Here is a 21,648-nt window from a genome sequence, read left to right as displayed (position 1 = left end):
CCAGAGTAAGATTTCAACAAAAGCAAATTAAATATTAAAATCTCTTTTTGGATTAAACAGAAAAATGATAAGAAAAAAGAAGATTGAAACCGCCAAAAAATACTGATAGTAATGGTTAGCATTCTGAGATTTGACGATACTTTCTGTAGTTGAAGTTTTTTTGTTGAGTGCTTCAATTATCTTATCCGGTGCTTCGTTTATATTATTACCGTCAATATAACTTCCACCTGTTGACTCTGCAATTTTAGTTAACGCTTGGATCTGTCTTTTGGAAATAACGGTTTGTCCGTTCATATCACTTTTATATCCCATCAACTGTCCGAATTCGTATTCCGGAACTGGCGCTCCTTCGTCTGAACCAATCCCGACTGATGTCACCATTATTCCTTCGTTGTTGGCTAATTTAATGGCTGCATTATCGTTTCCCTCGTTGTCTTCACCGTCGCTCAACAAAATAACTTTCCGAGATCCTTTGTTGACATTTTTAAATTTGTCTACGGCTGTTTCCATCGCTTTTAGAAAATCTGTCCCCTGAATTTTTACAGAGCTGGTTTCAACTCCGTTTATATATGTTTCTGCTGAATTATAATCTGTCGTCAAAGGCATGATAGAAGTTGCCTGACCTGCAAAAATGATCATTCCGACCTTATCATTCTTTAGTTTCTGCATAGTCTGAATCACCAGATTTTTTGCTTCAACCAAACGACTTGGCTCAATATCTTCAGCATTCATTGAATTTGAAACATCCAACATAAAAATGACATTATTAAATTTCTGATTGGTTGTCACTTCTTCAGATCCGCTCAGTAAATCGATAATCGAAAAAATTAAAAACAAGGTCGCTAAAAAATACAGAGCAGGAAATATTTTTATAAAACCTGATTTTTTTTCAAATAAAACTTCGTGGAAACGAGTTTCAGCAAATAAATCTCTGCTTTTCTTTTTCCATCTTAAATATCTTATGAGAAAAAAGGCAAGAAGAGGTAACAGCAGCAACAATAATAAGTACCAATAATTTCCTAAATACAATTCCATCAGCTTAAAAATTTATATAATACCCATCTCAATAACGCATCAAAAAACAGCATTCCCAAAGCAATCCAAAGGAAAATCTTAAAATATTCCTGATAATTATAAAGCTTTGAAACTTTCACATCAGATTTCTCAAGCTGGTTGATTTCGCTGTAAACCTCTTCCAGACTGCTGTTTGAGGTAGCACGAAAGTACTTTCCTCCCGTCACCTGAGCAATTTCTCTTAAAACCGGCTCATCGATCTGTACTTGCGTTTCTGTAAAAACTAAATCTCCAAAAACATCAACCTGAGTCGGCATCAATGCGATACCGTTTGTTCCCACACCAATCGAGTAAACTTTAATATTATTATTTCTTGCCAATTCTGCAGCAATTTGTGGCGGAATGGCGTTTTCAACATTATTAACACCATCGGTCATCAAAATAATGATTTTGCTTTTCGCTTTGCTTGTACGAAGATGGTTAACTGCAACAGAAAGCCCTTCGCCGATTGCTGTTCCGGGATAAAGTTCGGCAGTGTTAAGATTTTTAAATTCATCAATAACAACCTGATGATCTGAAGTGACGGGAACTTTTGTAAAAGCTTCTGAAGCATAAGTAACCACACCGATTCTGTCATTCGGCCGTTTTTCTACGAACTGAATGGCGATTTCTTTCAATGCAGTCAGTCGATCCGGCGAAAGATCTTTAGACAGCATACTTAGAGAAACATCAACTGCAAACATGATATCTACGCCTTTCGTATCGTCTCTGTCCTGAGAAATCGTAAAAGTTCTCGGTCTTGCCATCGCTACAAAAAGACATGACAGTATGATGTATTTTGAAATTTTAAGTAAAAATAAAACAGGAACAATTCCGCTGCTACTGTTCATATTTTCAACAGTAGGAATTTTTATTCCTTTTAGCTTTTTTCTACTAAAATCTCTGACCAGTAAAGGAATAAATAAGATAAAGAGAAATAAAAACCACGGACTGTAGAACTCAAAATTAAACATCTTTTCTAAGATTTTCAAATTCTATATCCTTTGATGATCTCTTCACAAAGTCTTTGATTTCGTTAAAATCTTTTTCCATCATCTGCTGATCCGGAAAAGTTTTGGCAAATTTCACCAAATCACCTCTGAAGAAAACATCTTCAATAATTTTCTCATTATCCTGCGAAATCGTGTTGTTTTCTTTCATTAAATGAACAAGATCATCAGTCAGCAAAACATCTGCAGGAATTCTGTATTGTTTAGCAATAAATTTTCTGGAAATATCTATTAATTCAACATAAAACGAACGATAATTTCCTTCTTCAATATATTTTTTCTTTTTTAAAGAATCCAATTCCTTTAAAGTCTGATTGGTAGCCACAACAGGAGAATCTTTTGATTTTCTGCCATATTTTACAATCATATAAATAGCAATTATTAATGCTATCAAAGCCAATACCGCCAAAACGTACCATTTATAAAGTTGCCAGTAATCTTGAACATCTAATTTGACCTCTTTATTATTCATGATGTCATTAATAACATCACCTTTTTGTGCAGTATTTATAACTTCTACTTCGTATGGAATTGTTTTTAAAATTTTGTCTCCAACTTTAAATTCAAGTTCGGGAATGGTGTAAGTTCCTTCATCAAAAATGGAAAATTCAATTTTTCTTTCATAAGAATTTGGCTGAATTCCAACGCTGTCTTTAATTTCTTCAAAATGAAAAGGCAACAACTGATCTTTTGCAGCAGCTCTCACTTCCTGATTATTCAGGTTGTCAATTTTCACGGTGAACCTGTTGACTTCCCCGAGAGCCAAAGTTTTCTTTTCAAGATTTGAAGAAAGTATCTGTGAAAAAGCATTCGCACAGACGAAAAATGATATAAGTAATACTAATTTTTTCAATTCTAAATAGTCAATTTTGGCAAAAGCCTAATTTAATTTAAATCTAAATTTATCGTTTCTGAAAATACTGATACAATAATTTCGAATAATCATCTCCGGTATTAATATTCATAAAGCTTGCCGAACTGTTGGCAAAATCTTCTTCCAAAGCTTTTAATTTCTGTTTTTGTGCTTCAGCAAAAGTGTATCTCCACCTCGCATTGGATGTATTGACCCAAATTTGTTTTCCAGTTTCAACATCATTGAAAAGCGTATAACCTACATCAGGAATTTCGTTATCTTTTTCATCAAAAATTCTCATTCCCAGAAGCTGATGTTTCTTCGAAGCAACTCGAAGCATTTTAGAATCATAATCATCTCCAAAGTCTGAAAGTAAAAATACGAGTGATTTTCTTTTAAAAATCCCCATCATATATTCTAAAGCTTTATCAATTTTGGAAACAGCAGGAATATAATCGGCAGTCAGAATATGACTGATGATCGACAAAATATGCTTCCTTCCTTTTTGTGGCGGAATAACCTTATACACTTTATCAGCAAACAAAATCAAACCAACCTTATCATTATTTCCAGCAGCTGAAAATCCTAAACTTGCAGCAATTTCTGCAACATATTCTCTTTTTAGCTGAGTTTTTGTTCCGTAATCCATTGAAGCAGAAATATCAACCAGAATCATCATTGTGAGTTCACGCTCTTCTTCCATCACTTTCACAAAAGGCTCACGGAAACGTGCTGTTTTATTCCAGTCGATTCTCCGAATTTCATCACCAAATTGATAAGGACGAACTTCAGAAAACGTCATTCCTTGTCCTTTAAAAGCACTGTGATATTGTCCCATCAAAGAAGCTTCCGTCTTCTTGCGAGTACGGATTTCTATCTGTTTTACTTTTTTTATGATGTCTTTTATCTGCATAGTTTCAGATGTAACAATGTATCAGTTTTTCAATATAACAATTTCAAAATAGGTAAACTGATACATTAGTAAATTGCTACATTAATTACGGTGCTTGAATTTTAGCCAAAATTCTATTCACAATTTCTTCAGAAGTGATCTCTTCAGCTTCCGCCTCAAAGGTTAATCCGATTCTGTGTCTTAAAACATCCTTTGCCAATTCTTTTACATCTTCAGGAATTACAAAAGCTCTTCCTTTTAAAAATGCGTACGCTCTAGATGCAATAGCCAAGTTGATCGATGCTCTTGGTGAAGCTCCGAAACTGATATAATTTTTCAATTCAGAAAGACCGTATCTATCGGGAAAACGGGTTGCAAACACCATATCAAGAATATATTTTTCAATTTTTTCATCTAAATAAATCTGGTTGACAATCGATTTTGCTTCGACGATATTCTGTAAAGAAATCACAGGTTTTACATCGTACTGAACTGATGTGGAAACCATTCTCATGACTTTTCTTTCGTCCTCAAATTCCGGATAATCAATCGTACATTTTAGCATAAAACGGTCGCTTTGTGCTTCCGGCAAAAGATATGTTCCTTCCTGATCAATCGGGTTTTGCGTTGCCAATACTAAAAATGGTTTCGGTAAATGCATCGTTTCGTCACCAATAGTTACCTGCTTTTCCTGCATGACCTCCAAAAGAGCGGATTGTACTTTTGCCGGCGCTCTGTTGATCTCATCTGCGAGTACAAAATTTGCGAAAACAGGACCTCTTTTTATAGAGAAATCATTTTCTTTAATATTATAAATCATCGTTCCCACAACATCCGCAGGAAGAAGATCGGGCGTAAACTGAATTCTGGAAAAATCACCATGTACAGCTTCCGCTAAAGTTTTGATTGCCAATGTTTTTGCCAACCCGGGAACTCCTTCAAGCAAAACGTGACCGTTACCCAAAAGCCCAACCAGAAGTCGGTCTATCATGTATTCTTGTCCGATAATAACTTTATTAATTTCCTGCCTCAAAAGTGAAAAGAAATAATTCTGTTCTCTTACTTTTTCCGTGAGTTGACGAATGTCTTCTGCTTGATATGAATCTGACATAGTTTAAATTAAAATAATTGGTAAATTTCTAATAAATACTTGCATTAATCAACACAATAAATGCCATTTTTGAGTTAAAATTTGTTAAATATTCTGACAGCTATGACAGATTCGGAACGGCTTTAATCTTAAATTGAATTTCTTTTAATTATAAAATCATAAAAAATACATAAATTTTGCCTTAAAGCCCTACTCAAAAATTGTCATTTTCAGTTTATTAAACTATTTTTGGTGATTAAATTTTTGAAATATGAATTATCATTTTCAAGCTCACAGGCAGGTCAGAAAAAACCTTTTGGATATCTTGCAGGACACTTCTCACGAAGACCTTTTATTAATTCCCGACGGTTTTAATAACAATATGTATTGGAATATTGCACATACCGTTGCTACACAGCAGCTTTTGCATTACTATTTAAGCGGAAATCCTTTCAGAATCGATAAATACTGGATCGAAACGTACAAAAAAGGAACAATGCCAAATCTGAACGTCCAGAAGTCTGAAGTTGAAGATCTTGAATTTCTTTTAACCGAAACTTCGAAGATTTTGATGAAAGATTACGACAGCGATTTCTTTTCAGATTACACGCCTTACACAACGAGTTTTGGAATGGATCTTAAAAGTATTCAGGACGCGATTATCTTTAATAATATGCACGAAAGCCTTCATTATGGCTATGCAATGGCGCAGAAAAGAGCAATTTTAGGCGAAAAGTTCTAAATACAGATTTAGTTAAAAAGTTATTACAGTCAATAAAATAAGTTGAATAATTAAGTTTATTCATTAAAAAAATAAAATAAAAATTTTGGAAGATTTTCAACATAAGAACTCAAAACCTGAATTCAGAAATTCAGAACCTAATAAAAAAGACGATTTTATATTCGGATTACGCCCTGTTCTGGAAGCGATTGAAGCCGGAAAAACAATTGACAAAATCTTTGTACAGAATGCTTTGCAGGGAGAAATATATGCAGAACTGAAAGCAGTTTTAGCAAAATATAAAATTCGTCCGAATTATGTTCCGGTTGAAAAACTAAACCGTTTCACAAGAAAAAACCACCAAGGTGTGGTGGCGTTTATTTCAGATGTGCCTTTTCACAAAATTGAAAATATCATTCCCGAATTATTTGAGGAAGGGAAAGTACCTTTCATCTTGATTTTGGACAGATTGACTGATGTAAGAAACTTCGGAGCAATCTGCAGAACAGCAGAATGTGTAGGAATTCACGCAGTCGTTATCCCGGAAAAAGGTGGAGCGCCGATCAATTCTGACGCAATTAAAACTTCTGCGGGAGCGATGTACAATATTAAAATCTGTAAAGAAAATAATCTGGCGCATGTTGTAGATTATTTACAGCAGAGCGGAGTTTCTGTTTTTGCAGCAACGGAAAAAGCTCAAAAACTAATTTACGATGTTAATTTTACTGAACCATGCGCAATCGTGATGGGCAACGAGGAAACAGGAATTTCTAAAGAAGTTCTACATCATTCAGATGAAAAAATAAAACTTCCGATTGAAGGAAAAACTCAGTCACTGAACGTTTCTGTAGCGTGTGGAGCAATCCTTTACGAAGCAATGAGACAGAAATTAGTAAAAATCAATTAATCAAATTTAAAAATCTTTATGAAAAATATAGCAGCAATAGCACTTATCTCTTTAGCCATCGTTTCTTGTAAAAAAGAAACTGCAACCATCACCAAAGTAGACCCTAAAACCGGAAAAACAATTACGGTAGAAGTTCCTGCAGATTCTGTGGCTGAAGTAAAAGCAAACCCTGCAATCAAAGATTCTTTAGGAGTTTTCACGCAATCTTTTAAACTTGAAAAAGGAAAAACGTATCCTTTGACAACGTATCAGAGAGATGTAAAAACAATGACTGATCCTTCAGGAAAAACCTTAAACGGAACCAGCGAATCTACTGATGAAATGACTTTTACAGTCAATGATGTGAAAGGTGGAATTTACGATATCACCATCAACCTTATCGGAAAAAGAAACTCTCAAAGTGCTGACGGAAAAACCATTGTTGTGGACACAAAACAGGCAATTCCGAAAGAAGATAATCTGAAAATGATCTGGAACGTTAACCGCGCATTGACCGGAAACAAACTGAATATGAAAATGGACAGCAAAGGAAATGTAATTTCAATTACAGGTTTTGATGCGATCTATACGAAAATTTCAAATGCGCTTGGGACGCTTATAAAAGATGCGAACCAAAAAGCAAGTGCAGTGGCAGGACTAAAACAGACTTTTAATGAAAAAGTTTTAAAAGATCAATTCTCGAAAAATTTAACCATAATTCCTAAAAAAGGAGTGAAAATTGGTGAAAAGTGGACGACAAGCGAGAGCGCAGATGAAAGCGGAAAATATAAAGTTACCTCACACTATGTTCTGAAAAGTGTAGGAAACGGTATCGCAGAAATTTCTGTAACCGGAGGAATCCCGAAAAAAGAAGAGAAAAAATCTCAGGGTGAAATGACTCACAGCATGAGTAGCGAACTGGCGCAAAACGGAACCATAAAATTTGACCAAAATACAGGTTGGATCACAAATCAGAATATCACGGTAAAAACAACTCAGGTTGAAGCAATCTCTGACGGCAAACAATCTCAAAGCATGAAAAGTGTATCAAACTCGTCTGTAATGGTGAATCCTGCTGCGAAGTAAATTCTGAAGTGTAAGACTTTCAGCGATATTTTAGATGATGATCAATTTTGAATCTTGAATCTTGAATTTTTAAATATTACAAATAAATATGTCTTTTATTAAAGGTATTTTTGAGTTAGTACTCATTACGATTATTATTTTTTTCGTCTGGAATATTTTAAAAAGAATATTCTTTAACAAATTTTATAAATACACCGGTTTCAGACCTAACAATAAAGAGGAAAAAGAAACCAAAAAATCGAAAACAAATATTGAGAAAAAAGTAAAATGGGACGCAGAAACTGTGGACTATGAAGAAGTGAAAGAGAAAAGATAATCTATTAAATATTGAATCTCAAAACATCTTAAATTTAATATCTACTGATAACCAAAATGGCAAAAAATAAAAACTTAATTTACATTGCAATCTCCATCGTTGCATTCTTGGTTTTAGCATTTTTATATTCCACACCAGTCTTTACGGGCAAACAGCTTTTCCAGCATGATATTGTGCAGTATCGGGGCGGTGCAAAAGAACTTATCGACTACAGAGACACTTACGACAAAGAAACATACTGGAGTGATTCTATGTTTGGCGGGATGCCGACTTACCAGATGGGAAGCCGTTTTGAAGGTGATATTATTAAAAAATTAGACAGTTATCTGAATATTCTTCCGAGGCCAGTCAACTATTTATTTCTATTGTTCTCAGGATTTTTCCTTTTGGGAATGGTCGCGGTTAGAAACTGGAAATACGCACTTTTGGGAGCCACATTTTTCGGACTTTCAACCTATTTTTATATCATTATTGCAGCCGGACATAATGGAAAAGTAAATACCATCGAATATTTCGCACCACTTTTAGCGGGAATTCTATTGGTTTACATCAGAAAAAAATATGTCCTCGGTTTTATTGTCACTACCCTATTCTTCGGATTACAGGTCGCTGCCAATCATCCGCAAATGACCTATTATTTATTTCTGGGACTTGGCTTTTTGTTTTTATCTGAATTAATCAGAGCCATCCAAAAGAAAACTCCGATGAAACATTTCCTTATTTCTTCAGGAATTATTGCCGGAGCTTTAGCAATCGGTGTTGGTATGAATTCTCAGCGAATCATGGCCAACTCCGAATATATTAAAGAAACCGTAAGAGGAAAACAGATTTTAAATACTGAAAACCATACCGCAGGAAACTCTGGGATGGATAAAGAGAGCATTCTGATGTGGAGCTACGGAAAACTGGAAACTTTAAACCTTTTTATTCCAAGATTGATGGGAGGTGGAAGCCAGGAACCGGAAGGAAAGGAAATGATGGAAAAAGTACAGCAACTTGTACAGGAAAATGTGACTTCTCAGGCTGAATATGATAGAATTTCCAAAGGTTTTGGAAGCATTACTTATTGGGGCGATCAGCCAGGAACTTCGGGACCCGCTTATCAGGGAGCGATTGTATGTTTTCTTGCATTATTAGGATTCTTTTTTGCCTGGAAAAAATACCGCTATTGGATTTTAGGAGCAACCATCCTTACCATTCTTTTGGCCTGGGGAAGCAACTTCATGCCGCTCTCAGATTTCTTTATTGAATACGTTCCATTTTACAGCAAGTTCAGGGCACCGTCCTCAATTTTGGTTGTGGTGGAATTATTATTTCCTTTGATCGCAATTATTGGACTGTACAGATTTTATACAGATTCAACATTAGAAGAAGATTATAAAAAGAAAATTCTTACTTATGTGAGCGGAGGAGTTTTAGGTTTAACTGTATTATTCATTCTTTTCGGAAAATCTTTATTAGGTTTCCATACCGATAATGAAAAAACATATTTGCCGCCATTTTTATTGGATTATTTAACAGAAGAAAGGTTTAAATTATTTAGAATTGACGCGATCAAAGCATTGATTTATGTCGGAATTACAGCTGCCGTTCTCTTCTTTAGTTTAAAACATAAATTGAATCAAAATGTTGCTTTACTTATCATTGGAGCCGTAAGTTTATTTGATCTTTGGACCGTTAACAAACGTTATCTGAATGACGAAAATTACGTCGATAAGATCTTTGCAGAAAATCCTTTCCAGACTGAAGGTTCAGATTATCTTGCTGAGAAAGTAGGTGATAATCAAAACTTACAATCGATTTTAGCAAGTATTCCGGTTAATAAAACCTTGGAAACAATTGCTGAAAAAGACAAAAAACATTACAGAGTTTACAATCAGGTTCTGGGAGTTACAAGTGAAACAAACACATCTTATTTTACATCTTCAATCGGCGGTTACCACGCGGTAAGACTGAGACGTTACGACGATCTGTTGAATGAATATATCTCTAATGTTGACAGTGTAAAAACACCAAAAATTCTGAATTTACTGAACACAAAATACATACTCTTCGGAAATCCGCAGGAGCCACAAGTTGTTCCGAATCCTAATGCAAACGGAAATGCATGGTTTGTTGCTGATGTAAAATTTGTAAATACTCCGGATGAAGAAATAAAGTTACTTGGAAACATCGATTCTAAAAAGACTGCAGTTATCAACGTTTCAGACAAAGCTTATTTGAACGGAAAACAGGTTCAGGCAGATTCTACAGCTTCCATTAATTTAACAAAATATGAAGCCAACGAACTGGAATTTAAATCTCAATCGAAAACTCCGCAGCTAGCAGTATTTTCAGAGATCTACTATCCTCACGGCTGGAAAATGTTTGTCGACGACAAAGAAGTACCATACATCAAAGCAGATTATCTTTTGCGAGCAGTACACGTTCCTGCCGGAAATCACAACATCAGAATGATTTTTGAACCAGAAGTGATCGCAACCGGAAAATGGATCTCCTTACTTTGCTTCGGATTATTTATTTTGTTAAGTGCTGGTGGAATTTATTTTATATACCGCAAAAAAGGCAAAAGAGAAATTTTAGTTTCAGAACAAGTTTAAATTCTGTTTATCGTTCCTTAGGAATCTAAGTAACTCTTGAAAATCAATTTAAAACTTTGTCCGGATTTCTGCGGAAATTCAAGATTCGCTGAAGTGAACGACGATAGAATTCATATTTAAGATGAATACAAAAAAAATCCTTATCATCACTTATTACTGGCCGCCTGCAGGTGGACCGGGAGTTCAGCGATGGTTGAAATTTGCAAAATATTTGCCCGAATTTGGCTGGGAACCAATCATATTCACTCCGGAAAACCCAAGTTATCCTTTGATTGACGAAAGCTTAATGAAGGATGTTCCCGAAAATTTAGAAATCATAAAAACTAAAATCTGGGAACCTTATCAATTGGCCGAAAAACTGAATAAAAGCAATAAAAAATTCAAGGCCGGACAGTTTGATGTGGGAAATAATCAAAGTTGGAAATCTAAACTTTCGATTTGGGTCCGTGGAAATTTTTTCATTCCCGATGCGAGGGTTTTTTGGGTAAATCCTTCTGTGAAATTTTTGGAAGAGTATTTAAAAAACAACAAGATCGATGTGATTGTCACTTCAGGGCCGCCGCATTCTTTGCATCTCATCGGTTTAAACATAAAAAAGAAATTTTCTGATATAAAATGGGTTGCCGATTTCCGTGATCCGTGGACAGAAATTTCTTATTATAAACATTTAAAACTTACCAATAAATCAGACAAAAAACACCGTCAGTTGGAAAGTGAAGTTTTCAAAAACGCAGATATTACGTTAGCAACCAGCTATACCGATGCTGAAAATTTTAGAAAAAACGGAGCCAATGCATTGTGTATTACCAATGGTTTTGATGAAAGTGATGCTTCAAAAACTTCTGCCGATTCAGTGTCTTCAACAAAATTCACCTTAAGTTATATTGGCGTTCTCGAGCAACTTAGAAATCCTGAAAATCTCTGGAAAGCACTTGATGATCTTGTGAAAACAGATCCTGATTTTGCGGAAAATTTCTCGATAAAATTTGTTGGTAGAATTGATGATAGGATCTTAGAGTCTATAGAAAAATCGAGTTTAAGAAATTATATTAATAATTTGGGCTATTTATCACACGATAAAGCGATTGACGAAATGTCAAACTCTACTATGCTTATCATTACAAATTTCCCGAATGAATCTTCCAAAGGAATCATTCCAGGGAAGATATTTGAATATCTCGCTACAGGAAACCAGATTATTTCTTTTGGTCCTGATGAAGCTGATGTTTCTAAAATACTGGAAGAAACTAAAGCTGGAAAACATTTTAGTTATAGTGATTCGGAAACAATAAAACAGTTTATTTTAGCGAAATTTGAACTTTGGAAGAGCGGAAATCTATTGAAAAATAGTCAAAATATTGAACAGTTTACAAGACGAAATTTAACAAAACAATTATCCGAAATACTGTAAAGTTTAGATTCTGGCTGATTAAATTGTCCACTCATCATTGACGACGGCAACGATATAATATTTTCCGTTAAATTCTTCAAAAACAAAACGAAGAGCGTTCCAATCCATGCCTCCACTATTCTCTGATCCGGCAATATAATTCTCCGTAAAGTTGGTATTTGGATACATTTCTTTCAAATTATTAAGAGAATTTCCGCCTGCCAAAAAAGAATTGAAAGAATATTCAGCTTTTGTAAAATCTTTTTTAAAAACCCAGTTCTGAAGATATTTATTAAGCGTTGCTTTGTAAATCTCTCCAGAGCCATCACGCGAACCCCACGTAAAAATAGTTTTTGAAGGTAAATACTTTTCAAACTCTTCTTTTGAAAAATGTTTGTCCTCATCTTTATTAATGAAAGCGTACATTGAAAAACGAACGCCTTTTTGTGGATGAATATAGTTGGCAAAGATATCATAATAACCAACTTTCATTGCCTGTAAAACTTCATCATTAGTTTTCTTTAAAGCCACTTCTGTCGAAAGAACATCTTGCGTTGCATCGGTTCTTTCATTTGATCTTTTGAGATTATCTGTTGAAACTGTCGGATTTTTATCCTGTTTTTTTTCGCACGAACAAATAAAAAGCACTGACAATATGATCAATATTTTTCTCATCTTAAAATTTTATAAAAATGACCAAAAGCGATGCCATCATTAAATCTGAAGTTTTAGAATTCACAAATAAATGATATTCTTTGCGCTAAGTCTAGACTTTTTAGATCATGTATTTTTGTAAATTTGTTAGATGGAAATTTTAGACGTTCTCATTATCGGCGCCGGACCAATTGGTTTAAACTGTGCTTTAGAAGCCAAAAAAAATGATTTAAACTATTTAATTATTGAGAAAGGAACGATTGTAAACTCGCTTTACAACTATCCTCTGTACATGAAATTTTTTTCAACCGCCGACAAATTAGAAATTGCTGAAATTCCCTTCATTTCTGCTGCTCCAAAACCCGGAAGACAGGAAGCGTTGGAATACTATCAAGGAATTGCGAGACAGAAAGATCTGAAAATCAATTTGTATGAGAAGGTTTTAAAAATTTCTAAAAAAGATGAGATTTTCGAAATTGAAACCTCAAAATCAAAATATCAGTCAAAAAACGTGATAATTTCCACAGGATTTTATGATATTCCGAATCTAATGCAGGTACCAGGGGAAAATTTAGATAAAGTAAAACATTATTACACAGAACCTTACCCTTATGCAAAACAGAAAATTGTTGTAGTAGGATCTAGCAATTCATCTGTAGATGCTGCCTTAGAAACGTATAGAAAAGGTGCCGACGTGACAATGATTATCCGCCAGTCTTCTATTTCTGAAAATGTAAAATATTGGGTTAAACCAGATATTGAAAACAGAATTAACGAAGGAAGCATTAAAGCTCATTTTAATTCTGAACTGTTAGAAATAAAAGAGAGTTCTGTAATTTTTAAAGATGAAAAAGAGGAAATTAAAGAAATTGAAAACGATTTTGTATTGGCAATGACCGGTTATCTTCCCGATTTTGACTTTCTGAGGAATTCAGGTATTGATTTGCAAGGAGATTTTTTTAACCCTGTTTACAACGCTGAGACAATGGAATCTAATATTCCAAATTTGTACTTGGCCGGCGTAGTTTGCGGCGGAAAAGATACGCATCTTTGGTTTATAGAAAATTCGAGGATTCATGCAGAAATGATCGTTCAACATATTATTTCTAAGTACTGATATGTTATTCTAAAAGCTAAAAATTTACCTTTACTCCAAAAACAAAATTCCTTTTGGCAGCCGGATTGTAATAACGATTTCCGAAAGCATTGATATCAAAGCCTAAAACATAATCGGTGTTGTATAGATTCTGGATTTGAACAAATAAATTCAGAATTGTATTTTCAAATTGCACAGGATATCTGAACTGAATATTTCCGATTATGTTGGCATCTGACCAAACTGTATTTGCATCGTTTAACGGTATTTCTGAAGTATAAAAGTGAGAATAATCTACAGAAAGTTTATTAAAAAAGGTAAAGTTGAGTAAACTATTGATCGTATTTTTCGGAACTCCTGTTAAATCGTTTCCAGAAAAATCAGTTGCTCCTTGTTGATAATTTTGAAATTTAAACTGATAAAAGCTTCCTGAAAATCTAAATTTGAAATTGCTGAGAAAATCATTTTTAAGATTGAAATTTTTCGATTCCAAAAGAACTTCTATTCCTTTTTGGACGGTTCCACCCGAATTGACAAAAAATTCCTGTCCGCGCTCGTTTTGTCTTCTCACAATCGCATCTTTCATTCGTAAATCAAAATAACTGGCCTCTGCAAACAGGAAAGCACCAAATTGTTTTCTGATGCCTATTTCTTTATTCCATCCGTATTCCGGAACTAAATTTAAATTGAATTCCTGATTGGAGGAACGGATTTCTTCATTGGTGGGAGCAGAATTTCCTTTTCCCACTTTTCCGCGAACCGAAAAACCTTTTCCGATCAGATAAGTCAATCCGAAATTAGGAAGAAACTGATCTTTAAATTTAGTTTTCCCATTTTCAGTAGCAGGAAAAATCTTTTCCCATTCGTAAAAATTTGAGTTTAAACTTAATGAACTATCTGAAAACAGTTTTTCGTTAATATTCAATTTCTGCGAAACAAAAAAGAATCCCGAATTGTTTTTAACCTTATCAAAATTCTGCGGGTTGCCTTCTACTCCTTTATTATTATCAAAATTTTTAACGAAAATATTGTTCATTCCACCTTCGAAACCCAATCGCCATTCTGCCGAAACTTTCCCCCAGTTTTGGTTATAATTCAAATGACTTCTTACGGCATAATTCGTTTCAAAACGGTTTTCAAAATTGGTAATAAAAGGATTTTCAAAATCTACATACGAGCCCTGAACCAGAACATAATGTGATAACTCCGGAAGAATTTTAAACTCATGAGAAATTCCTGCTAAAATCATTTTGTTACGAATTCCTGCATCCTGCTGTTTTGCGCCAGGAACAGTAGCAGTTTTTGGTCTTGCCTGCCTTCTGTCGAGCTGCATTTGCTCTAAAGTCAAACCGCCTGGAGTCTGATAATCAAGATCCGAAAGAAGAATCATGGCTTTCAACTCGGCATTTTTCGAGTATTGAAAATTGTCTTTTATAAAAATCTGTTTTCTTTCTACAGCAGATTGCTTGCGATATGAATCGGTACGATAATAATTTTGAAAAATCTGGAAAAAGTGCTTTCTGAACTGTTTTGAAAAATTAACACTTTCATTAAATGTTCCATAACTTCCGACAGAAAGATTGGCTAAAGTTTGTTCGCTACTTTGAGTCTGCAACAAAACCGTACCGCCTGTAGCGGCTCCGAAATCACCACTTTCCGGACCTTTGAAAATCTCCATTCTCGTGATTAATTCAGGAGAAATGACATTAAAATATGTATTTCCCGATGCATCAGAAAGAATAAAATCGTCTAAATAAACTTTTACATTTCGCACACCAAATGGCGACCGCAAAGTGCTACCACGCAAAGAAATTCTATAGCTTCCCGGCGAACGTTCCTCCATTCTTGCTCCGGCAATCTGATTGACAGATTCCAGCAATCTTTCCGGCGGATTTTGACTTAGCAGATTCTCTGAAACTACAGAAACCGATTTTGTGGAGGCGATAAAAGAGGTTGGTTTTTTGTAAGCATCAATTCTTACTTCTGAAATTAAAGTTGCAGAATCTCTTTTCTGCGAAAAAATTATCGTGGTGCAAAACGTGAATATGAGAAGGTATATTTTGTTCATGAAGTAATTTGTAGACTTGCATCAGCAAAAATTGTACAGTTTTTAGGAATTGCTTCGTAAAACTCGAATAAAAAAGGAAAGCTGCAATTGATGATTGCAGCTTTCATATAAAATCTTTTAGTTTAAACTTTTTTGTCTTTTATCATCCAAGGAACGATAAAATAAAACCCGATGGCGATAATGGTTGCTAAAACTCCGGTGCCGATCCATAAGATGCTGAAACCAAATTTTTCTGCAATCGAAGTTCCTAAGTAAGGTGTAATGATGAACGCGACTGAAAATGAAATTCCATTTAAACCCATGTAAGCTCCTTTATTATTTTTCCCTGAACGTAAAGCCGTAATTGTCGACATAAAAGGAAGCGTCCAGATTTCACCAATACACAGCAAAGTCATCGAAAGTAATAATGCAAATAAGCTGTAATCAAAAGCCAGCATTGCATAAGAAAACCCACAAATAAAAGTGCCGATAAGCATTGTAATTCCTAAGCTGAAATATTTTTCAGCAATCTGTACCAATCCCATTTCCAGTAAAACAACTAAGAATCCGCTATACCCTAAGATAAAGCCGATATTCTGCTGACTCAAATGCGCAGTATCTTTGTAAAAAATCGTCAATGTACTAAACAACTGAAAGAAACAAATCGAAAATAACATACACAGAAAGCAGTATAGTAGAAATTTCCGGTCATGGTAAGGCGAATTTTCTTTTTTAATTTCTACCACTTCACTCACCTTTTTAGCTTTTATTTTTGCGATTTTATTTCGTTTATAAAAGAATGAAATGTAAAGTAAGCCAGCAAGAAAAGCCGCTAAAGCATTGCTGTAAAACAAAAAATCGTAAGAAATTGCAGATAAAATTCCGCCTAAAGCGGGACCAATCGAGAATCCTAAATTCACCGCCATACGGTTCAGTGAAAACGCCCGTGTAATATTTTCTGGTTTCGCATACTTTGTGATCGCTACAGAATTTGCAGGACGGAAAGCATCACTTACAATACTTTGCAATAAAATAATAAATGCAACACCCGCTTCAGTTTTAAAAAGCGGGATTAAACAAAACAATGGAACACTTAATAATAGGCTAAAATACTGAACTTTATATTCTCCGATTCTATCGGTGATAAAGCCGCCTAACCATGAACCAACTACGGAGCCGATCCCGAAAAAACTCAGGACAATTCCGGTGTTTTCTATGCTGAATTTCAAATGCGCAGTCATGTAAACTCCCAAAAATGGAAGTACCATGGAGCCTGAGCGGTTGATCAGCATTACCAATGCCAACATCCAGCTTTCTTTTGAAAGTCCTTTGTAGGAACTTGTGTATATATTTATAAGTTTCACAATTTCTTTGATTTTATGTTTAATTCCGTCGCATCGAGTAATTTTTTTTTGAAGAACATCATATCGAGAAGTTTGTGATTTACAAGTTTTTTGATCACGGGTTCTTGATACATTTCTCTTCATATCATTTCCAAAAAAACTCGAACTGACGAAAAAAAACAGGACTTAAAAATTAAGCCCTGTTTCATTTATAATGATATAAATAGATTTTACTCCGGCTTATAGGAGTCTTTTAAGGTTACGGTTCTGTTGAATACCATCTTGGTATCCGTTGAATCCTGATCTTTGGTGAAATATCCAATTCTTTGGAATTGAAGTGGTTCTCCCACAGCAACATCTTTCAAACCAGGCTCAGCAAACGCCTGAATTGTAGACATAGAATCCGGATTGACGAAATCTAAAAAATCCACATCTTTCTCAGCGTCAGGCTGTTCTACGGTAAATAAATTATCGTAAACTCTTACATCCACAGGAATTGCATGTGCAGCAGAAACCCAATGAAGTGTTCCTTTCACTTTTCGTAAACTCTCTTCTGTACCACTTCCCGACTTAGATTTTTCGTCGTAAGTAGCATAGATCGTTGTAATATTTCCGTTGTCGTCCTTCTCTACTCTTTCAGCTTTAATGATGTAAGCAGATTTTAAACGAACTTCGCCGCCCAATTTTAATCTGAAGAATTTTTTATTGGCCTCTTCCTGAAAATCTTCACGCTCTATATATAATTCTCTGGAGAAAGGTACTTCTCTTGTGCCAGCATTTTCCTGCTCAGGATTATTTTCCGTTTCTAACCATTCTTCCTGTCCTTCAGGATAATTTTCTATAATCAATTTTACAGGATCAATAACTGCCATGACACGTTTCGCAACTTTATTAAGATCTTCGCGTACGCAGAAATCCAACAGTTGAATCGAAATAAGATTTTCTCTCTTAGCCACACCTACTTTCTCAATAAAATTTCTAATTGAAGTTGGCGTAAAACCTTTTCTTCTCATTCCTGAAATGGTAGGCATTCTCGGGTCGTCCCAACCTGTAACTACTTTTTCAGCGACCAGCCTTTGTAGTTTTCTTTTGGAAGTAATCATATAAGAAACGTTCATTCTAGCAAATTCTCTCTGCTTGTTCCTCACTTTTCCTTCTTCATAAACCTGGTCTAGATACCAATTATAAAGTGGTCTGTGATTTTCAAATTCCAATGAACATAGCGAGTGAGAAACCTGCTCCAAATAGTCAGATTCACCATGCGCCCAGTCGTACATCGGATAGATTTTCCATGCTGTACCGGTTCTGTGGTGAGGTTTATTCAGAATTCTGTACATCACAGGATCCCGCATATTCATATTGGGTGATACCATGTCGATCTTTGCACGAAGAGACATCGTGCCACTTTCGAATTCACCGTTTTTCATCTTTTCGAATAATTCTAAAGACTCTTCTACAGGACGGTTTCTATAAGGAGATTCTACTCCCGGTTCGGAAGGATTTTTTCTTTGTTCGGTTATAACTTCAGATGGTTGCTCGTCAACATAAGCTTTTTTGTCTTTAATCAACTGAACTGCCCAATCGTAAAGTTGTTGGAAGTAATCTGATGCATACAATACTTTATCCCATTTGAAACCCAACCATTCTACATCTTTCATGATAGAGTCTACAAATTCCTGCTCTTCTTTTTCAGGGTTTGTATCGTCAAAACGAAGGTTTACAGGAGCATTGTATTTTTCGCCCAAACCAAAGTTAATGCAGATCGCTTTTGTGTGACCTACATGCAGATAACCATTGGGTTCCGGCGGAAATCGGAAACGGATCTGATCTTGTCTCATACCGTTTGCTAAATCATCTTCTATAATTTGCTCAATAAAATTGAGAGATTTTTTTTCTTCTTCCATTGCAGTAAACTTACAGTGCTGCATCAATTAACAGCAATTTGCAAATTTAAGAAATTTTAAGGTTTAAAAAAAATGATAATTTTAATATTAAATTCACAGTTCTTTGAAAATTTATATCTAAATTTATACAACCAAAACTAATTCACTAAAACTATTAACATGAACTGTAACATCTTCAGCTACAAAAAGATATTATGTCTGAGAAGTACATCATCTGATTCCTTCCGAAAGACATAAATCAATTCTAAATTTCGAAAAATCTACCATACTTCAAATTTTAAAAACAGATAATTTCTTGATAAAAGAGAGATATCATCTGGAAATATCGTTGAAAATCTGTTTTTCAGGATCTGTAGAACAACGCAAATACTGTTGGTAAATATTATTTATTAAATAAGAATTCTAACAGATCACCTAACTATAAAGCTTTATCAATCAGAAATTTAATAAAAATCATCAAAGAAAATGGACAAAAATTTAATTCACACAAATAATGGTACAGACTTTGCCTTACCTCAAATTAAAATATTCATTATGAAAAAAGTAAAAAGCAAATTTTCTTATCTACTGGAATATATTAAGAAAACCATTTTTATCAAAGATGTTATTTAAGTATCTTAAAATTACACTTTTTTTTCATTTAAACAACATCTTATAGAAAAAAAACTACTATTTATTTTTTAAAAAAGATTTGGTCGCCTTTTAATTCTAGAGCACTCTGAAAATTATTGGTAAATAATCCTCCGGTTCCCAAGCCTTGAGGCATCGTATTATTTTTTGTAAATGTATATTGTGCGATAGCATTAAGCCCTATATTACTTTCTAGTGCGGAAGTAATCCACCATCCAATACTTTTCTGATCAGCAAGTGCTATCCATTCATCAGACCCTGCGAATCCACCTATTAATGATGGTTTAAGAATGATAAACTGCGGATTTATTTTCTCTAATAAACGATGTTTTTCGCTATGATGTATAACACCAATCAACTCTTCATCTAAAGCAATTGGCGTGGGAGTACTGGCACAAAGTTCAGCCATCGAATTCCAGTCACCGGACTTTATTGGCTGTTCGATCGAATGAATATTTAAATCTGCCAGTTGTTGCAACACTTTTTTTGCTTCAACTTGAGAAAAACCGCCATTGGCGTCAACACGCAGTTCCAGTTTACTATGTGAAAATTTTTTCCTTAATTTTTGTAGAATTTTATGTTCAGATTCCCAATCGACTCCTATTTTTAGTTTTATACAATGAAAACCTTCTTTCAGCTTTTCCTGAATTTGCTCTTCCATATAACCAATATCGCCCATCCAGATGAGACCATTAATCATCATTGAAGATTTTCCTTCTGTAAATTCACTTGGGTAATAAAGATCTCCACCATGCGTTAGATTTAACAGAGCCTGCTCGTAACCAAACCAAATGGAAGGAAAATCTTTTAATTCTTCTTTTAAAAACTGGTGATCAGCCTGAATATTTTCACAAAGCCATTTTAATTTTTCTTCATAATCTGGACGGTCATCATGGCTCAACCCTCTGAAAATTGCACATTCTCCTGTACCTTTTCTTTCGTTCTCTGAAATTTCCAGAATAAAGGTTTCCTTTTCATACAAAACGCCGCGAGATGTTCCACTCGGGCGTTTGAATTTTAATAAATATCTATAATATTCTGCTTTCATTTATTTTACGCTGTCAATTCGCATAAACTCTTCTGCTTTTTCTACCATGTCTACACTTCCGCAGAAAAAAGGTATTCTCTGGTGAAGTTCTGTTGGTTCGATTTCCATTATTCTTCTGAAACCATCTGTAGCTTTTGCACCTGCCTGCTCGGCTAAGAACGCCATAGGATTGCACTCATAAAGCAACCTCAACTTTCCATTGGGAGCTTGTGAGTATGATGGGTACATATATATTCCACCTTTCAGCATATTTCTGTGAAAATCAGCAACTAAGGACCCAATATATCTTGACGTATATGGTCTGTCGCCTTCTTCCATCTGGCAATATTTAAGATAATTTTTTACTCCCTGAGGAAATTTGATGTAATTTCCTTCGTTAATCGAGTAAATTTTTCCTGTTTTCGGGAACATCATATTGGGGTGAGACAAATAGTAAGTTCCCAGAGAAGGATCTAGTGTAAATCCGTTAACACCATTTCCAGTGGTATAAACAATCATTGTAGAAGAACCGTAGATTACGTATCCTGCAGCAATCTGATTAATTCCTTTCTGTAAAAAATCTTGAAGCTCGACAGGTGTTCCAGGTTCAGTAACTCTTCTGTAGATCGAAAAAATAGTACCTACAGAAACGTTGACATCGATGTTAGAAGAACCGTCAAGAGGATCAATTAAAACAACATATTTGCTTAAATGACCATTTTCTCCACATTTGATATCAATAAAATCATCGTTTTCTTCTGATGCAATTCCGCAGACAACTTCTCTTTGTGACAAAGCTGTAATAAAGATATCATTCGCTATAACATCTAGCTTTTGCTGCTCTTCGCCCTGAATATTCTGATTCCCGGCTGCTCCCGTGATATCTACAATTCCGGCCTTATTAACTTCTCTGTTGACTACTTTTGACGCCAGTCTTATTGCACTTAGAAGACGCGAAAATTCTCCCGTAGAATACTGGAAATCTTCCTGTTTATCAATTAAAAATTCTCCTAAGGTCTGTAATGGTTGATCTGACATTTTTATACTTTT

At 34.8% G+C, this 21,648-nt stretch carries 18 protein-coding genes; 7 read left to right on the top strand and 11 right to left on the bottom strand.

Features of this window, described 5'->3' with window-relative positions; translation table 11 throughout:
- Positions 1-27 precede the first annotated feature (27 nt).
- The 5 genes from PGH12_RS17275 to PGH12_RS17255 form a co-directional block, all read right to left on the bottom strand.
- Positions 28-1,035 carry a vWA domain-containing protein gene (locus PGH12_RS17275; RefSeq protein WP_267598719.1) on the bottom strand — a complete coding sequence of 336 codons (1,008 nt, stop codon included), beginning with the start codon at positions 1,033-1,035 and terminating at the stop codon, positions 28-30.
- The gene (locus PGH12_RS17270) at positions 1,035-2,027 is read right to left on the bottom strand and encodes a vWA domain-containing protein (RefSeq protein WP_267598718.1); all 993 of its coding nucleotides are present in this window, start codon (positions 2,025-2,027) and stop codon (positions 1,035-1,037) included. Before PGH12_RS17270 ends, PGH12_RS17275 begins: the two co-directional genes overlap by 1 nt.
- Entirely contained in the window at positions 2,020-2,916 is an 897-nt protein-coding gene (locus tag PGH12_RS17265) for a BatD family protein (RefSeq protein ID WP_267598717.1), read from the bottom strand. The genes PGH12_RS17270 and PGH12_RS17265 overlap by 8 nt, the downstream gene beginning before the upstream one ends.
- 49 nt (positions 2,917-2,965) lie before the next feature.
- Positions 2,966-3,829 (bottom strand): DUF58 domain-containing protein, encoded by an 864-nt coding sequence (locus tag PGH12_RS17260; RefSeq protein WP_267598716.1) that lies wholly within the window; start codon positions 3,827-3,829, stop codon positions 2,966-2,968.
- Positions 3,830-3,914: 85 nt separating this feature from the next.
- Positions 3,915-4,919 carry an AAA family ATPase gene (locus PGH12_RS17255; RefSeq protein ID WP_267598715.1) on the bottom strand — a complete coding sequence of 335 codons (1,005 nt, stop codon included), beginning with the start codon at positions 4,917-4,919 and terminating at the stop codon, positions 3,915-3,917.
- 250 nt (positions 4,920-5,169) lie between these two features.
- Between PGH12_RS17255 and PGH12_RS17250 the strand changes: the two genes are divergently transcribed.
- The 6 genes from PGH12_RS17250 (at position 5,170) to PGH12_RS17225 (ending at position 11,918) form a co-directional block, all read left to right on the top strand.
- On the top strand, positions 5,170-5,640 hold the full coding sequence (locus tag PGH12_RS17250; protein ID WP_267598714.1) for a DinB family protein: 471 nt from the start codon (positions 5,170-5,172) through the stop codon (positions 5,638-5,640).
- An 85-nt stretch (positions 5,641-5,725) separates the two neighbouring features.
- Positions 5,726-6,526, top strand: coding sequence for a 23S rRNA (guanosine(2251)-2'-O)-methyltransferase RlmB (rlmB, locus tag PGH12_RS17245; RefSeq protein WP_267598713.1), 801 nt, complete (start codon positions 5,726-5,728; stop codon positions 6,524-6,526).
- Positions 6,527-6,544: 18 nt separating this feature from the next.
- Positions 6,545-7,591 (top strand): DUF6263 family protein, encoded by a 1,047-nt coding sequence (locus PGH12_RS17240; protein ID WP_267598712.1) that lies wholly within the window; start codon positions 6,545-6,547, stop codon positions 7,589-7,591.
- Between the two features lie 88 nt (positions 7,592-7,679).
- On the top strand, positions 7,680-7,907 hold the full coding sequence (locus PGH12_RS17235; protein ID WP_267598711.1) for a hypothetical protein: 228 nt from the start codon (positions 7,680-7,682) through the stop codon (positions 7,905-7,907).
- A gap of 56 nt (positions 7,908-7,963) precedes the next feature.
- Positions 7,964-10,507: a YfhO family protein gene (locus PGH12_RS17230; RefSeq protein WP_267598710.1), complete on the top strand. Its 2,544-nt coding sequence runs from the start codon at positions 7,964-7,966 to the stop codon at positions 10,505-10,507.
- 121 nt (positions 10,508-10,628) lie between these two features.
- Positions 10,629-11,918, top strand: coding sequence for a glycosyltransferase family protein (locus PGH12_RS17225; RefSeq protein WP_267598709.1), 1,290 nt, complete (start codon positions 10,629-10,631; stop codon positions 11,916-11,918).
- Positions 11,919-11,936: 18 nt separating this feature from the next.
- Here PGH12_RS17225 and PGH12_RS17220 read toward each other — a convergent pair whose 3' ends face one another.
- Entirely contained in the window at positions 11,937-12,572 is a 636-nt protein-coding gene (locus tag PGH12_RS17220) for a hypothetical protein (RefSeq protein ID WP_267598708.1), read from the bottom strand.
- Positions 12,573-12,702: 130 nt separating this feature from the next.
- Between PGH12_RS17220 and PGH12_RS17215 the strand changes: the two genes are divergently transcribed.
- Positions 12,703-13,668, top strand: coding sequence for a YpdA family putative bacillithiol disulfide reductase (locus PGH12_RS17215; protein ID WP_267598707.1), 966 nt, complete (start codon positions 12,703-12,705; stop codon positions 13,666-13,668).
- 16 nt (positions 13,669-13,684) lie between these two features.
- On the opposite strand, the gene PGH12_RS17210 is transcribed toward PGH12_RS17215, so the two are convergent.
- The 5 genes from PGH12_RS17210 to fbp form a co-directional block, all read right to left on the bottom strand.
- Positions 13,685-15,715 carry a TonB-dependent receptor gene (locus tag PGH12_RS17210; protein ID WP_267598706.1) on the bottom strand — a complete coding sequence of 677 codons (2,031 nt, stop codon included), beginning with the start codon at positions 15,713-15,715 and terminating at the stop codon, positions 13,685-13,687.
- Between the two features lie 122 nt (positions 15,716-15,837).
- The gene (locus PGH12_RS17205) at positions 15,838-17,061 is read right to left on the bottom strand and encodes an MFS transporter (RefSeq protein ID WP_420710306.1); all 1,224 of its coding nucleotides are present in this window, start codon (positions 17,059-17,061) and stop codon (positions 15,838-15,840) included.
- 206 nt (positions 17,062-17,267) lie between these two features.
- A complete protein-coding gene (locus tag PGH12_RS17200; RefSeq protein WP_267598812.1) occupies positions 17,268-18,941 on the bottom strand; it encodes a glutamine--tRNA ligase/YqeY domain fusion protein in 1,674 nt (557 codons plus the stop codon).
- Positions 18,942-19,614: 673 nt separating this feature from the next.
- The gene (gene menC / locus PGH12_RS17195) at positions 19,615-20,619 is read right to left on the bottom strand and encodes an o-succinylbenzoate synthase (protein WP_267598705.1); all 1,005 of its coding nucleotides are present in this window, start codon (positions 20,617-20,619) and stop codon (positions 19,615-19,617) included.
- Complete coding sequence (gene fbp, locus PGH12_RS17190) at positions 20,620-21,636, bottom strand: class 1 fructose-bisphosphatase (RefSeq protein ID WP_267598704.1); 1,017 nt, start codon at positions 21,634-21,636, stop codon at positions 20,620-20,622.
- Between the last annotated feature and the right edge of the window lie 12 nt (positions 21,637-21,648).

The sequence above is a fragment of the Chryseobacterium sp. CY350 genome, from assembly GCF_027945075.1.
Lineage (GTDB): Bacteria > Bacteroidota > Bacteroidia > Flavobacteriales > Weeksellaceae > Chryseobacterium.
This window is presented reverse-complemented; position numbering and strand designations above follow the sequence as displayed.

What these genes read in the sequence shown, in the direction of transcription:
- PGH12_RS17275 (WP_267598719.1), bottom strand. Translation starts at nt 1,035, where the DNA reads ATGGAATTGTATTTAGGAAATTATTGGTACTTATTATTGTTGCTGCTG.
- PGH12_RS17270 (WP_267598718.1), bottom strand. Translation starts at nt 2,027, where the DNA reads ATGTTTAATTTTGAGTTCTACAGTCCGTGGTTTTTATTTCTCTTTATC.
- PGH12_RS17260 (WP_267598716.1), bottom strand. Translation starts at nt 3,829, where the DNA reads ATGCAGATAAAAGACATCATAAAAAAAGTAAAACAGATAGAAATCCGT.
- PGH12_RS17255 (WP_267598715.1), bottom strand. Translation starts at nt 4,919, where the DNA reads ATGTCAGATTCATATCAAGCAGAAGACATTCGTCAACTCACGGAAAAA.
- PGH12_RS17250 (WP_267598714.1), top strand. Translation starts at nt 5,170, where the DNA reads ATGAATTATCATTTTCAAGCTCACAGGCAGGTCAGAAAAAACCTTTTG.
- PGH12_RS17240 (WP_267598712.1), top strand. Translation starts at nt 6,545, where the DNA reads ATGAAAAATATAGCAGCAATAGCACTTATCTCTTTAGCCATCGTTTCT.
- PGH12_RS17235 (WP_267598711.1), top strand. Translation starts at nt 7,680, where the DNA reads ATGTCTTTTATTAAAGGTATTTTTGAGTTAGTACTCATTACGATTATT.
- PGH12_RS17230 (WP_267598710.1), top strand. Translation starts at nt 7,964, where the DNA reads ATGGCAAAAAATAAAAACTTAATTTACATTGCAATCTCCATCGTTGCA.
- PGH12_RS17225 (WP_267598709.1), top strand. Translation starts at nt 10,629, where the DNA reads ATGAATACAAAAAAAATCCTTATCATCACTTATTACTGGCCGCCTGCA.
- PGH12_RS17220 (WP_267598708.1), bottom strand. Translation starts at nt 12,572, where the DNA reads ATGAGAAAAATATTGATCATATTGTCAGTGCTTTTTATTTGTTCGTGC.
- PGH12_RS17215 (WP_267598707.1), top strand. Translation starts at nt 12,703, where the DNA reads ATGGAAATTTTAGACGTTCTCATTATCGGCGCCGGACCAATTGGTTTA.
- PGH12_RS17210 (WP_267598706.1), bottom strand. Translation starts at nt 15,715, where the DNA reads ATGAACAAAATATACCTTCTCATATTCACGTTTTGCACCACGATAATT.
- PGH12_RS17200 (WP_267598812.1), bottom strand. Translation starts at nt 18,941, where the DNA reads ATGGAAGAAGAAAAAAAATCTCTCAATTTTATTGAGCAAATTATAGAA.
- menC (WP_267598705.1), bottom strand. Translation starts at nt 20,619, where the DNA reads ATGAAAGCAGAATATTATAGATATTTATTAAAATTCAAACGCCCGAGT.
- fbp (WP_267598704.1), bottom strand. Translation starts at nt 21,636, where the DNA reads ATGTCAGATCAACCATTACAGACCTTAGGAGAATTTTTAATTGATAAA.